Origin of the sequence: Arthrobacter sp. SLBN-112, assembly GCF_030944625.1 — a bacterium.
GTDB lineage: Bacteria > Actinomycetota > Actinomycetes > Actinomycetales > Micrococcaceae > Arthrobacter.
Genome location: NZ_JAUSXY010000001.1, coordinates 2,274,318 through 2,287,595, shown reverse-complemented (window position 1 = coordinate 2,287,595; position 13,278 = coordinate 2,274,318). Strand labels below are relative to the sequence as shown.

Sequence of the window (13,278 nt, the reverse complement as noted above, 5' to 3'; positions counted from 1 at the left end):
GTTTAGAGGAACTAGGCTGGCAGGCATGAATATGTCCCCCTCATCTGTTCCTGCCCTCGAGGCGGCCCGCCTGTACCTCTGCACGGATGCGCGGCGGGACCGCGGCGACTTTGCCCGGTTCGTGGATGCCGCGTTCGCCGGCGGCGTGGACATCATCCAGTTGCGCGACAAGTCCATCGAGGCTGCAGAGGAACTGGACCTGCTGGCGGTCTTGAAGGAGACGGCGGTGCGCCATGGGCGGCTGTGGGCCGTCAATGACCGCGCGGACATCGCGGTTTTGTCCGGGGCACCGGTATTCCACATCGGCCAGAAGGACCTTCCGTTGGCGGCGGCCCGGACGCTGGTCAACGGCAACGCAGCCATCGGGCTCTCCAGCCACAGCCCCGACCAGGTGGATGCCGCCCTCACAGCAGCTGCCGGCCCTTCCCACCTGGACTACTTTTGTGTGGGCCCCGTCTGGGCCACGCCCACCAAACCCGGCCGGACCGCCGTCGGGCTGGAATTGGTGAAGTACGCCGCCCAAGCTTCCATGGAGGCGTCAGACCCGGTGCCGTGGTTCGCCATCGGCGGCATCGACCACGGGAACGTGCACCAGGTGGCGGAGGCGGGTGCCCGCAGGATCGTAGTGGTCCGCGCCGTTACCGAAGCCCCGGATCCCGCGGCCGCTGCCGCTTCCCTGCTCGACGCGCTGGACGCCGCCGCACCCGGGCCTGCATAATCCCAGGACTTGGAGTTACGCTGACTTTTGTGTCACATCATCGGTTGGCTCCCAATGTCCGCGACCATCAAAACGCCCTGGAAGAGGCTCTGGGTTCGTTGCGGACAGAACTCGAACTGCCGGGCCCCTATCCGGAAGCGGCCCTGGAAGACGCACGCGCCGCCGTGGCATCGCTGAAGCTGCCGGCCTATGACCTGACCGCTGTCGCGTTCGTGACCATTGACCCGGCCTCGTCCACGGACCTGGACCAGGCCGTGTTCATCGAACCGGGCGGGAGCGGCTACCGCGTACTGTACGCGATTGCCGATGTACCAGCCTTCGTTGCACCGGGAGGTGCGCTGGATGCCGAAACCAGGCGCCGCGGACAAACGTTCTACGCTCCGGACGGCCGTATTCCGTTGCACCCGGAAGTAATCAGTGAAGGTGCCGGGAGCCTGCTTCCGGGCCAGGAGTGTTCGGCCTTCGTCTGGGATTTCACGCTCGACGCCGACGCGGAAGTTTTGTCAGTTGGCGTCCGGCGGGCGCGGATCCGCAGCCGCGACAAGCTCAGTTACAAGGGTGCGCAAACCGACCTGGACGCCGGCACGGCTCCCCCGGTGCTGGAACTACTCCGGGAGGTAGGCCGGAAACGGGTTGCGCTGGAGCGGGGACGCGGGGGCGCCAGCCTCAATATGCCCGAGCAGGAAATCGTGCAGTTGCCCGACGGCGGCTACCGGATTGATGCGGTCCCGCAACTTCCCGTGGAGGATTGGAATGCGCAGATCTCGCTGATGACGGGTATGGCTGCCGCCAACCTCATGTTGGAGGGAAAGGTGGGCATCCTGCGCACCATGCCGGCCCCGGGATGAACGGTCGCTGAGGCATTTCCGGCTGCAGACCGAAGTGCTGGGCAGGCCGTGGGACGGAGAAGTCAGCTACGGCGAGTACCTGCGGTCGCTGGATCCCACCGATCCCCGCCAGCTGGCCATCATGCATTCGGCAGGGATGCTGTTCCGCGGCGCGTCCTATACCGCGTTCGACGGCACGGTCCCGGAAGACGGTATCCAGTCCGCCATCGGCGCCGCCTATGCCCACACCACCGCACCGCTGCGCCGGCTGGTTGACCGCTTCGTGCTGGTGATCTGCGAGGCCCTCAGCAACGGCGGGGATGTTCCCGGCTGGGCACGTGAGGCGCTGCCGCTGCTCCCGGGAATAATGGCCGGTTCCGACCAGCTTGCGTCGCGGATGGAGCGGATGGCGCTCGATACGGTGGAAGCGGCGCTCCTGGTGAACCACATCGGGCAGGAGTTCGACGCGATCGTCATTTCCGGGTCCAAGCCGCAAAACGGAAACGGTAATGGCAACGGGGCTGCCAAGAACGGGAACGGCAACGGGGCCGGAAAAATCGGCAACGGCAACGGCAGTTCCGGGATCATCCAGATCGCCGAACCGGCTGTCACGGCCCGCTGCGCCGGCGAACTGGTATCCGGCACCAAGGTCCGGGTCCGGCTGATGTCCTCCGACATCACCACCCGGCAAATCCACTTCGAACTCGTCTCCTGAGGGCCCGGCGGACGCGGCAGGGCGGACCGAAACCGCGTTTCCGCCCCTGTACGGCTAGACTGGGAAGGTAGAAATGGATGCCCGGTCGTTGATTTCCTTGATTTGAAACCAACAAGCCCGCCCCTACGCGATCTTGAGATTTGCCCGTTGGTCACCAGTGCCAGCATTAGATAGCCCGCGATCGGCTTCCACTGGATTTGCTTGCGCGCCCGAGCGTGCTCCGGAACGGCCAGGACTGGCCGGCCCGTCGAGCAGGCTGCGCCATTGCCCAAATGAATAAGGAAACTCCCCGTGAGTGAATTGCATACCCACCAACTCCTGACCGATGCGTCCGGCACCGAGACCATCGAGCCGGAAGAGACCATCATCTCGGACGAGACACCGCATGAGATCGCGGAGAAGTCTTTTGCCGACTACAACGTCCGTGAAGACATCGTGGAGTCCCTGGCCGACGCCGGGATCACGCACCCCTTCCCCATCCAGGCCATGACCTTGCCGGTGGCCCTGGCCGGGCACGACATCATTGGCCAGGCCAAGACCGGTACCGGCAAGACCCTGGGCTTCGGCATTCCGGCGCTGCAGCGGGTCATCGGCCAGGACGATCCCGGCTACGCCAAGTTGGCCGTGCCCGGCGCCCCGCAGGCCCTGGTCATTGTCCCCACCCGTGAACTGGCCGTTCAGGTGGCGAACGACCTCCAGACGGCGTCCCGCAAGCGCAACGCCCGGATCACCACCATCTACGGCGGCCGTGCCTACGAGCCGCAGGTGGAAGCGTTGAAGCAGGGCGTCGAGGTAGTGGTGGGCACCCCCGGGCGCCTGATCGACCTGTATAAGCAGAAGCACCTGAGCCTGAAGAACGTGAAGCTCGTGGTGCTGGACGAAGCCGACGAAATGCTGGACCTTGGCTTCCTGCCAGACGTTGAGACTCTCATCGCCGGAACCCCGGCCGTCCGCCAGACACTCCTGTTCTCGGCGACGATGCCCGGCCCCGTCATCGCGATGGCACGCCGCTACATGACCCAGCCCACGCACATCCGCGCCGCAGATCCCGAGGATGAGGGCCTGACCAAGCGGGACATCCGCCAGCTCATCTACCGTGCACATAGCATGGACAAGACCGAAGTCGTGGCCCGTATCCTGCAGGCACGCGGGCGCGGCCGGACCATCATCTTCACCAAGACCAAGCGCACCGCTGCCAAGGTGGCCGAGGAACTGGTGGACCGCGGCTTCGCGGCCGCAGCAATCCACGGCGACCTGGGCCAGGGCGCCCGTGAGCAGGCACTCCGGGCATTCCGCAACAACAAGGTGGATGTGCTGGTGGCAACCGACGTTGCCGCCCGCGGCATCGACGTGGACGATGTCACCCACGTGATCAACTACCAGTGCGTCGAGGACGAAAAGATCTACCTGCACCGGGTGGGCCGCACCGGCCGCGCCGGCAACAAGGGCACCGCCGTCACGTTCGTTGACTGGGACGACATGCCGCGCTGGGCGCTGATCAACAAGGCCCTGGGCCTGAGTGTCCCCGAACCGGTGGAAACCTATTCCTCTTCGCCGCACCTCTACACCGACCTTGACATCCCCGAAGGAACCAAGGGCCGCCTTCCGCGTGACAAGCGGACCCTGGCCGGCGTTGACGCCGAGGTGCTTGAGGACCTGGGTGAAACCGGCAAGAAGAACAGCCGCGGCGGCCGCGACGCTTCCCGTTCACGCGACCGGGACGGACGGGGACGAGGCAAGGACGACGCCGGCAAGACAGGCGGCCGGGACTCCGCCCGCTCGGGTGAGCGCCGTCGTCGTACCTCCGACTCCGCCGCGCCTGCCGCCGAAGCCGCCGCCCCCACAACCGACGGCGACCAGCCGTCGCGCACCCGCCGCCCCAGGACCCGCACGCGCCGCCGCAACGGCGAAGTGGTTGCCGCCGCGGACAAGGGCAACCAGCCCGGCAGCGCCGAGGGCTAACTGCGTCGATGACAGACACTGTCTGGGCGCCGGACGGCGGCAGCCTGGTGGTGCACGCGGACAACGCGGACTACCTCCCCACGCTGCCGGACGGCGCCTTCACACTGATCTATGTGGATCCGCCCTTCAACACGGGCAGGCCGCAGCAGCGGCAGGAAACCCGGATGGTGGCCAACGCCGAAGGCGGCGGGGACCGGGTGGGTTTCAAGGGCCGCTCCTATGACACCATCAAGGGCGCCCTGCACCGTTACGACGACGCCTTCAGCGACTACTGGTCCTTCCTGGAACCGCGGCTCGTGGAGGCCTGGCGCCTGCTGGCCGATGACGGCACCCTGTACCTGCACCTGGACTACCGCGAGGTGCACTACGCCAAGGTGATGCTGGATGCGATCTTTGGCCGGGAGTGCTTCCTGAACGAGATCATCTGGGCCTACGACTACGGCGCCCGGGCAAAGAACCGGTGGCCCACCAAGCACGACAACATCCTGGTGTATGTCAAGAATCCTGCGAAGTACCACTTCGACAGCGCCGAGGTTGACCGGGAACCCTACATGGCCCCCGGGCTGGTGACGCCCGCCAAGCGCGAACTGGGCAAGCTGCCTACCGACGTCTGGTGGCACACCATCGTCTCACCCACCGGCAAGGAGAAGACCGGGTACCCCACCCAGAAGCCCGAAGGCCTGGTCCGCCGGGTCGTCGCCGCCTCCAGCCGCCCTGGCGACTGGTGCCTGGACTTCTTTGCCGGGTCCGGCACCCTGGGCGCCGTGGCCGCGAAGCTCGGCCGGAAGTTCGTGTGCGTGGACCAGAACCAGCCGGCGATCGACATCATGGCCAAAAGGCTCGGTGCGCACGCCACCATGACGTCATTCCGGCCAAACTAGGGGCGGATGACGGCGGCTCCGGTGCCAAGCTCCTCGATCCGTGCCAGCATGTCGGGGGCAGTGAGGTTCTCGCCAAGCAGGTTGGGCTTGCCCGTGCCGTGGTAGTCGGAGGAGCCGGTGACCAGCAGGCCGTGCTTGGCAGCGAGCCGGCGCAAAAACGCCCGGCCCTCTTCCGGATTGTCCCGGTGGTTGATCTCCAGGCCGGCCAGGCCGGCGTCGATCATGTCGCGGTAGGTCCGCTCCCCCACGATCCGTCCTCTGGCCGTGGCAACCGGGTGGGCAAAGACGGGCACGCCGCCCGCGGCACGGACAAGTTCGACGGCGGTGGCCGGGTCCGGTGCGTAGTGCGGGATGAAGTACCGCGACCGGGAGGTGAGGATCGAGGCAAAGGCCTCGGAGCGGTCCTCCACCACGCCCGCTGCAACCAGGGCATCAGCGATGTGCGGCCGGCCGAGGGTGGCGCCGGGTGCCACGTGGTGGATCACGTCGTCCCACGTGAGCGGGTAGTCCTCGGCCAGGATGGTGACCATCCGTTCAGCGCGGGTCAGGCGGGAATCCTTCGCCTTGGTGATCTCCTCCAACAGGCCCGGATGGGTGGGGTCGTGCAGGTAGCTCAGGAGGTGGACGCTGATGCCTTCCTCCGTCCGGCAGGAAACCTCCATGCCGGGCACCAGGGCCAGCCCGTTCGAGACGGCGGCTGCGGCAGCCGCGGCCCAACCCGCTGTGGAATCATGGTCGGTCAGGGCCACCACGTCCAGGCCCGCGCGGGCGGCCGAGGCCATGACGTCGGCGGGCGACTCCGTACCATCGGAGACGTTGGAGTGGGCATGCAGGTCAATCCTCACTTGTCCAGACTAGTGGACCGCGCACCTCCGGCACCGGACCTGTTCGCTTAGCCGCGAAGCTGGTGAGACGATGGTGCCGTGAACGATGCCGATAACACCCTGAATTCTGCTTCCCAGCCGCTGGAGGAGCGCGTCAACAACCGCTCGCAGCGGCCCAGTTCCAACGCTTTCAAAGCCTTCATGGCCAGCAACTGGGCACCGTCCAGCCAGGAACTTCCCCAGCGCGACGCCGTCGCCCGCTACGCCGCAACCCGGCGCAAGGCGATCTCCGCCCAGTTCAAAGGCGAACGGCTGGTCATCCCCGCGGGACCGCCCAAGGTCCGCTCCAACGACTGCGATTACCGCTTCCGCCCGCATTCGGGATTCGCGCACCTGACCGGTCTTGGCCTGGACCACGAGCCGGACGCCGTCCTGGTCCTGGACCCGGTAGAGGAAGGAAACGGCGACGACGGCGGCAGCCACCGCGCGACGCTGTACTTCCGGCCGCTGGCCGGCAGGGACACCGAACAGTTCTACGCCGACTCCCGCTCCGGCGAGTTCTGGATCGGGGCGCGGCCCACCCTGGAAGAGTTCGAGGCCCGCCTGGGGCTGCCCACCGCCCACATCGACCAGCTCGAGACGGCCATCACCAAGGACGTTGGCGCTCCGGAGATCGGCGGCATCTCCATCCGCCTGGTCCGCAAGGTGGACGAAAATATTGACGCCCTGGTGGACACCGCCCGATATAACACCGCCAAGGACCCGGAAAACCTGGACCTTGAAGTCCTGGATGCCCTGGACGAGAAACTCAGCGAAGCGCTCTCCGAACTGCGGCTGCTCAAAGACGAGTGGGAAATCGAGCAGATGAAGACCGCCGTGTCCGCAACGGTTGAGGGGTTCGAAGAGGTTGTGAAGGCCCTGCCCCGGGCGCTCACGCATGCCCGCGGCGAGCGCGTGGTGGAGGGAGCGTTCTTCGCCCGCGCCCGCGAAGTTGGCAACGAACTGGGCTACGACACCATCGCAGCTTCCGGCAACAACGCCACCGTGCTGCACTGGACCCGCAACACCGGCCGGATCCACGCCGGCGACCTCCTGCTCCTGGACGCCGGTGTGGAGGCGGACTCGCTCTACACGGCGGACATCACCCGGACGATTCCTGCCGGCGGCACGTTCAGCGATATCCAGCGCAAAGTGTACGAAGCAGTCCTGGACGCCGCGGACGCGGGCTTCGCAGCCGCGCAGCCGGGAACGAAATTCCGCGATATCCACACGGCGGCAACCACGGTCCTGGCCGAACGCCTGGCTGAATGGGGCCTGCTGCCGGTCAGCGTGGAAGAAGCGATCAGCCCGGAGGGCCAGCAGCACCGCCGCTGGATGCCACACGGAACCAGCCACCACCTGGGCCTTGACGTGCACGACTGCGCCCAGGCCAAGCGGGAACTGTACCTGGACGGCATCCTCGCCGAAGGCATGGTCTTCACCATCGAACCGGGCCTCTACTTCAAGAAAGAAGACCTGGCCATCCCCGAGGAATACCGCGGCATCGGAGTCAGGATCGAAGACGACGTCCTGATGACGGCCGACGGCCCCCTCAACCTCAGCGCCGCCCTGCCGCGCAAACCGGAGGACATCGAGGACTGGATGGCCGGCATCTACCGGACCGAAGAGGCCTGACACAGGCGAAAATGGAAAAGAGCGTGGCCACCGGATTGGGTCCGGCGGCCACGCTCTTTTGTACGGCCCTTGTTGGTTGGGGAAGTTAGTCGCTTTGACGCTCTGCAGCGCCCGGCGGCGCTACTGTCCGCTGCCGCCGCGGCGCTGATCGTCATCCGGACCGTACTGCCCGGCAGGGTGCTCCGGGTTGTGTCCCGTGGCGGAGTGGGCGGCCGCCTCGTGGGTGTCTTCCGGGGCGGCTGAGCCGTGCTGCGCGTCGTCGGCCGCGGGGCCCTGCGGCAGCCGGACGCCATACTGCGGGCGGCCATCCGGCAGGTCGGGGTAACGCACCGCCCTGACCGGCTGCGCCGGCTGCTGCTGCCCGTCGTCGTGCTGCTGTCCAACCTGCTGCTGGCTTTCGGCGTCCGGGTAACCATGGCCTTCCTGCGCCGGCGCGGCAGGCGGCCGCTGGCCATAGGGATCGGTCCAGCCGGCAGGCCGGTCCGGGCCCTGGCCCGGGTGCTGCTCCTCACCGGGCTGGTGCTGCTGCTGGTACGGCTGGTTGTAGTAATCATGCTGTGTGTATGGGCCATGGCCGGACGCCGCGTCCGAGCGGGACATCGGCAGCTGCTGCAGCAGGCGGCGGGCCTCGTGGGCTGCCTCGGGTGCCACGATGACGTCATAGCTCGTGGCCACCACCTGGCTGGTGGAGGTGAAGTCCCGCTTGCCCCGCTGCATCGCGTACGTGACGATGCCGAAGAGCATGAAGAATGCAGCACCCATCAGCACCGACGTCATGATCGAGAAGTAGCCGGGCGAAGGAGCGAAGAAGGACAGCATGACCCCTACGAACAGGCCGAACCACATGCCGCTCAGGGCACCCGAAAGGGCCACCCTGGGGTAACTCAGGCGCCCCGTCACCCGCTCCACCATCTTCAGTTCATTGCCCACGATGGACACCATCTGGACCGGGAACTGCTGGTCCGCCAGGTAGTCAACCGCCTTCTGGGCGTCGAGATAGGAGGTGTAGGAGCCTACGGTGTCACCGGTGGGTACGGCCCGGGCGTCATCCGGTCCGTTGGGGCCGCCGGTCTTGGGAGCACCAAATATGTTGGACATACACCCATTCTTGCCCATCCAGATGGGTGCTGCCTGTAAATTCAGCTAAAAGAGAGCAGACTCGGTAGCCTGTAGTGGTGAGCACAACACCTACCCGTGTCTTCGTGGCACGCCTCCTGGGCCTGGATGTCTTCGACCCCTTGGGCGACCGCCTGGGCCGGCTGCGCGATGTTGTTGTGCTGTCCCGGGGAACCCAGGGAGCGCCGCACGTGGTGGGTATCGTGGTGGAAGTTCCGGGGAAGAAACGCGTCTTCGTGCCCATGACCCGCATCACCTCGATCGACCAGACACAGATCATCTGCACCGGCCTGGTCAACCTGCGCCGGTTCGAACAGCGCGGAGCGGAAACGCTGGTGGTGGCGGAGATGTTCGACCGGCGGGTCACGCTGCGGGACGGCAGCGGCGACGCCACGATTGAAGACATCGCCATGGACCAGCACCGGTCCCGGGACTGGTTCGTCAGCAAGCTCTTTGTCCGCCGCGGACACTCGCTGTCCCCGCTCAGCCGGCTGCGCCGCAACGAGACCCTGATCATTGACTGGGCCGACGCCCAACAGGGTCCGCGCACCGAGCCGCAGGCAGCCACCCAGTTCGTGGCCAACCACGAGGACCTCAAGCCGGCGGACTTCGCCGAGGCTCTTCAGGAGATGAGCGACAAGCGCCGCTTCGAGGTGGCAAGCGAACTTCAGGACGAGCGGCTGGCAGACGTCCTCCAGGAACTGCCGGAGGACGACCAGGTGGAAATCCTCTCCGCGCTGGATGTCCAGCGCGCCGCCGACGTCCTCGAAGAGATGGATCCTGACGACGCCGCGGACCTCCTTGGTGAGCTCCCCTCCGCCCAGGCCGAGGAACTGCTGCAGCTGATGGAACCCGAAGGCGCCGAGGACGTGCGCCGCCTGCTCGAATACGACGAGGACACCGCGGGCGGCCTGATGACGCCCGTGCCCGTTATCCTGCCGCCCGAAGCAACCGTGGCCGAGGCCCTGGCCCACGTCCGGCGCGAGGAGCTCTCCCCCGCGCTTGCGTCGTCGATCTTCATTGCCAGGCCGCCGCTGGAAACGCCCACGGGCCGTTTCCTGGGCGTGGTGCACATCCAGCAGCTGCTCCGTTTCCCGCCGTTCGAGGCGTTGGGAAACCTCGTGGACAAGAACCTTGAGCCGTTGTCAGACCAGGCCCACATCAGCGAGGTGGCCCGGACCCTGGCCACCTATAACCTGAACTCCCTCCCGGTGGTCAATGACGCCGGCCGGCTCGTGGGGGCGGTGACTGTTGATGACGTATTGGATCACTTGTTGCCGGACGACTGGCGCGCCCATGATGGCGAAGCCCCGATAAGAAGGCTCGGTGGCCGCATTGGCTGATAACAGCGCTCCGAAGAACCCCACCCAGCGGAACGTGGCCAAAGCGGAAGCGAAAGGCAGTCTTGACACGCCACTGAGCGGCCGGCAGCGGATCCTGCCAACGTTCCGCCCCGACCCTGACGCCTTCGGGCACGCCACCGAGGGTTTTGCCCGGTTCATGGGTACACCGCAGTTCCTGGTGTACATGACGATTTTCTGCATCTTCTGGCTGGGCTGGAACACCTGGGCCCCTGCGGAGTGGCAGTTCGACTCAAGGGACCTCGGCTTCACCCTGCTGACCCTGATGCTCTCGCTCCAGGCCTCCTACGCGGCGCCCCTGCTGCTGCTCGCCCAGAACCGGCAGGACGACCGTGACCGCGTATCGCTGCAGCAGGACAGGCAACGCGCGGAACGCAACCTGTCCGATACTGAATACCTCACCCGCGAACTTGCTTCCCTGCGGATCGCGCTGCGTGAGGTTGCCACCCGCGACTACGTCAGGGCAGAGCTGCGCTCACTCCTTGAGGACATGCTGGAGGCACAAGAGGAACTCCGGACGCACGACGACTCCGGCCACGGTTCGCATGAGTCGCCCCGGGACAAGGTAAAGGACAAACTGCGTGAGCAGCGGGACCGGCAGCGCGGGCCCCGTACCCAGCAGATTCCCCGGGTTAAGCCCGGCCATTCCACCAATGAACGCTAGGCCGGCCGTGACCGGCCGGCCGTCCGCCGCACCAGCCCGAAAGCCGAGGCCACTCCCGTGAGCGCCCCCATGGATCCGCCACCAGCCAGCAACTCCCCGCTGCTCCAGGACGTCAACAACGCCCTGGCAACGGTCATCGATCCTGAGCTCCGCCGCCCCATCACCGAGCTGGGCATGGTGGACTCCGTCCAGGTGTCCGACGACGGCAGGGTCACCGTGGCAGTCCTGCTCACCATCGCGGGTTGCCCGCTGCGGGACACGATCACCGCTGATTCCCGCAAGGCCCTCTTCGCCGTGCCCGGCGTCACCGCCGTCGACGTCGAACTCAAGGTCATGGACCAGGCCCAGCGGGACGCCCTGAAGGAAAAGCTGCGCGGCCCCGGCGGCGCACGGGCCATCCCGTTCAACCAGCCGGATTCGCTGACCAAGGTCTACGCGGTGGCCAGCGGCAAAGGCGGGGTGGGAAAATCCTCGGTCACCGTCAACCTGGCCACCGCCTTGGCCGCCCAGGGCCTGCGTGTGGGCATCGTGGACGCCGACGTCTACGGTTTCTCTGTTCCGGCGCTGATGGGCATCACCCAGGCCCCCACACAGGTGGATGACATGATCCTTCCCCCTGTTGCCTACGGCGTGAAGGTCATCTCCATCGGCATGTTCGTCACCGGCAACCAGCCCGTGGCCTGGCGGGGACCCATGCTGCACCGCGCGCTGGAACAGTTCCTCACCGATGTCTACTTCGGCGACCTTGACGCCCTGTTCCTGGACCTTCCCCCGGGGACCGGCGACATCGCCATCTCGGTGGCCCAGTTGCTGCCCAAGGCCGAGATCCTGGTGGTCACCACGCCCCAGGCGGCGGCGGCCGATGTGGCCGAACGCGCCGGCGCGATCGCAACCCAGACGGGCCAGAAGATCGCGGGGGTCATTGAGAACATGTCGTACCTCGACATGCCCGACGGCGGCCGGATGGAACTCTTTGGAAGCGGCGGCGGAACGGTCCTCACCGAGCGGCTCAGCGCCACGCTCGGCGTGCCGGTGCCTTTGCTGGGCCAAATTCCGCTGGACATCCAGCTCCGCGAAGGCGGCGACGCCGGGGTACCTATCGTGCTCGGCAAGCCCGATTCCGCGGCAGGTGGAGCGCTGGCCGGTATTGCGGCGCAGCTTGCCGCCAAACCTCGGGGCCTGGCCGGGATGAAGTTGGGCCTTCAGCCGCGCTGAGCGGGCGTCCTAGGTGGCTTCGGTGTCGTACGGTGCGGTTTCGCCCGGGGCGAGCCGCTCCACGATCCGTTCGGGCCGCTCGGGCGCCGGGCCTGCCACGGCTGCCGCCCCGGAAACCGCGGCCACCGCCGCCGGTGCACCGGCGCTGACGGGCTTGGTGTCGTCGTCGAACAGTGCTTCCTTGATGATGCGGCGGGGATCGTACTGGCGGGGATCGTACTTCTTCCAGTCGACATCGTCGATGTCGATGCCCACTTCTTCCTTGATCTGTTCCCGGGCTCCGGAGGCCATCCGGCGGACTTCCTTGACCAGGTTTGCCAGCTTCTGGGTATATTCGGGCAGCCGTTGGGGGCCGATCACGAGAACACCGATGATCAGCAGAATAATGAATTCCGGGCCGTTGATACCAAACACTTTAGGAAGATTACCCTCTCCGGGCTGCCAGTGACGATTCCCGTCCGGCGGACGGGGAAACAGGCCGCATCACGGGGTGAACAGCGCTGCGATCTTGTTGATTCCGCGCTCCAGCCGTGACTCCAGCGGTTCCCCGGGCTCCCCTGCGGACGGCTCGGGAACGGCCGCCGCAACACCCTCGGCGGCGGCGTCGGCCATATGTTTCAGTAGTGGAAGGGCGTCGTCGGCCTGCCCGGCGGGCAGGTCCGAGCGGTAAGTGATGGAGAGGCCGGCCGTCCGGTAGGTTGCGGACGCCGGGGAGGTGGCCCACGCCGGCGACTGGCCGGCGCCCTGGCTGGCGGGGTGCTGTTCGGTGACGGTGGCGTGATGGGCGCCGTCGGTGAGGCGCAGTTCCACCGCCGGCTGGCCTTCGACCAGCAGCGCCTTTGCGGCTTCGAGGTGGAATCCCAGGGCCTGCAGGTCCGGGCAGGCCCAGCCTTCGGCACGCAGCGAGGCAAGTTGCGCAGAATCCAGCGGACGGCCGTCAGCCGGGGTCTGCGACGAGACGTGCGAGAACGCAGCTTCCGTTCCGGACGTTTTGCCCGCCACCGGATCTCCGGCGGCGGTGAAGGCCCCCACAGCCAGCACACCGGCCGCTGCCATGGTCCCTCCTGCGGTGAAGGCCAGGGCACGGGCGGCCATCCGGCTTCCGCCGTGGCTCACGGGCGGCTCCGGCTGCGCCGCGAGTTCGTGGGTGCGCGACAGCAGCCGTGCCGTCAGGTCCTGGCTGGCCGGGGGGACGGGCGCCTGCCGGAGGCGCTCAAGGTATTGCCGTTCCCGGCGGACAGTGGCAGCGCACTCCTGGCACGCCTCAAGGTGGCTGCCGGAGCGCTGGTGCTTGCCGCCGAAAGGAATCCGGGACCTCATG

11 protein-coding genes and 1 pseudogene are annotated in these 13,278 nt (G+C 66.9%); 8 read left to right on the top strand and 4 right to left on the bottom strand.

Annotation, left to right across the window (positions count from 1 at the left end):
- The first annotated feature begins 31 nt into the window (after positions 1 to 31).
- The 4 genes and pseudogenes from thiE to QF050_RS10790 all read left to right on the top strand — a co-directional run bounded on the left by thiE (position 32) and on the right by QF050_RS10790 (position 5,103).
- A complete protein-coding gene (gene thiE / locus QF050_RS10805; protein WP_308932150.1) occupies positions 32 to 718 on the top strand; it encodes a thiamine phosphate synthase in 687 nt (228 codons plus the stop codon).
- Between the two features lie 29 nt (positions 719 to 747).
- Positions 748 to 2,260, top strand: a pseudogene (locus QF050_RS10800) (RNB domain-containing ribonuclease).
- 291 nt (positions 2,261 to 2,551) lie between these two features.
- Positions 2,552 to 4,222 (top strand): DEAD/DEAH box helicase, encoded by a 1,671-nt coding sequence (locus QF050_RS10795; protein ID WP_308930428.1) that lies wholly within the window; start codon positions 2,552 to 2,554, stop codon positions 4,220 to 4,222.
- A gap of 8 nt (positions 4,223 to 4,230) precedes the next feature.
- Positions 4,231 to 5,103, top strand: coding sequence for a DNA methyltransferase (locus QF050_RS10790; protein ID WP_308930427.1), 873 nt, complete (start codon positions 4,231 to 4,233; stop codon positions 5,101 to 5,103).
- Here the strand turns inward: QF050_RS10790 and QF050_RS10785 are convergent.
- A complete protein-coding gene (locus QF050_RS10785) occupies positions 5,100 to 5,948 on the bottom strand; it encodes a PHP domain-containing protein (RefSeq protein WP_308930426.1) in 849 nt (282 codons plus the stop codon). The genes QF050_RS10790 and QF050_RS10785 overlap by 4 nt on opposite strands.
- A gap of 78 nt (positions 5,949 to 6,026) precedes the next feature.
- Between QF050_RS10785 and QF050_RS10780 the strand changes: the two genes are divergently transcribed.
- Positions 6,027 to 7,601 (top strand): aminopeptidase P family protein, encoded by a 1,575-nt coding sequence (locus QF050_RS10780; protein ID WP_308930425.1) that lies wholly within the window; start codon positions 6,027 to 6,029, stop codon positions 7,599 to 7,601.
- A 120-nt stretch (positions 7,602 to 7,721) separates the two neighbouring features.
- Here QF050_RS10780 and QF050_RS10775 read toward each other — a convergent pair whose 3' ends face one another.
- Positions 7,722 to 8,699: a general stress protein gene (locus QF050_RS10775; RefSeq protein WP_308930424.1), complete on the bottom strand. Its 978-nt coding sequence runs from the start codon at positions 8,697 to 8,699 to the stop codon at positions 7,722 to 7,724.
- Positions 8,700 to 8,776: 77 nt separating this feature from the next.
- Here QF050_RS10775 and QF050_RS10770 point away from each other — a divergent pair, with 77 nt between their 5' ends.
- The 3 genes from QF050_RS10770 to QF050_RS10760 all read left to right on the top strand — a co-directional run bounded on the left by QF050_RS10770 (position 8,777) and on the right by QF050_RS10760 (position 11,957).
- Positions 8,777 to 10,060 carry a magnesium transporter MgtE N-terminal domain-containing protein gene (locus QF050_RS10770; protein WP_308930423.1) on the top strand — a complete coding sequence of 428 codons (1,284 nt, stop codon included), beginning with the start codon at positions 8,777 to 8,779 and terminating at the stop codon, positions 10,058 to 10,060.
- Positions 10,044 to 10,742, top strand: coding sequence for a DUF1003 domain-containing protein (locus QF050_RS10765; protein ID WP_308930422.1), 699 nt, complete (start codon positions 10,044 to 10,046; stop codon positions 10,740 to 10,742). The genes QF050_RS10770 and QF050_RS10765 overlap by 17 nt, the downstream gene beginning before the upstream one ends.
- Before the next feature lie 69 nt (positions 10,743 to 10,811).
- On the top strand, positions 10,812 to 11,957 hold the full coding sequence (locus QF050_RS10760; protein WP_308932149.1) for an Mrp/NBP35 family ATP-binding protein: 1,146 nt from the start codon (positions 10,812 to 10,814) through the stop codon (positions 11,955 to 11,957).
- Between the two features lie 9 nt (positions 11,958 to 11,966).
- Here QF050_RS10760 and QF050_RS10755 read toward each other — a convergent pair whose 3' ends face one another.
- Together QF050_RS10755 and QF050_RS10750 are read right to left on the bottom strand one after the other, a co-directional pair.
- The gene (locus QF050_RS10755; protein ID WP_308930421.1) at positions 11,967 to 12,371 is read right to left on the bottom strand and encodes a Sec-independent protein translocase TatB; all 405 of its coding nucleotides are present in this window, start codon (positions 12,369 to 12,371) and stop codon (positions 11,967 to 11,969) included.
- A gap of 69 nt (positions 12,372 to 12,440) precedes the next feature.
- On the bottom strand, positions 12,441 to 13,277 hold the full coding sequence (locus QF050_RS10750; RefSeq protein ID WP_308930420.1) for an anti-sigma factor: 837 nt from the start codon (positions 13,275 to 13,277) through the stop codon (positions 12,441 to 12,443).
- Position 13,278: the final 1 nt, after the last annotated feature.

Coding starts and splice junctions, on each gene's coding strand:
- QF050_RS10790 (WP_308930427.1), top strand. CDS start 4,231: ATGACAGACACTGTCTGGGCGCCGGACGGCGGCAGCCTGGTGGTGCAC.
- QF050_RS10750 (WP_308930420.1), bottom strand. CDS start 13,277: ATGAGGTCCCGGATTCCTTTCGGCGGCAAGCACCAGCGCTCCGGCAGC.
- thiE (WP_308932150.1), top strand. CDS start 32: ATGTCCCCCTCATCTGTTCCTGCCCTCGAGGCGGCCCGCCTGTACCTC.
- QF050_RS10760 (WP_308932149.1), top strand. CDS start 10,812: ATGGATCCGCCACCAGCCAGCAACTCCCCGCTGCTCCAGGACGTCAAC.
- QF050_RS10775 (WP_308930424.1), bottom strand. CDS start 8,699: ATGTCCAACATATTTGGTGCTCCCAAGACCGGCGGCCCCAACGGACCG.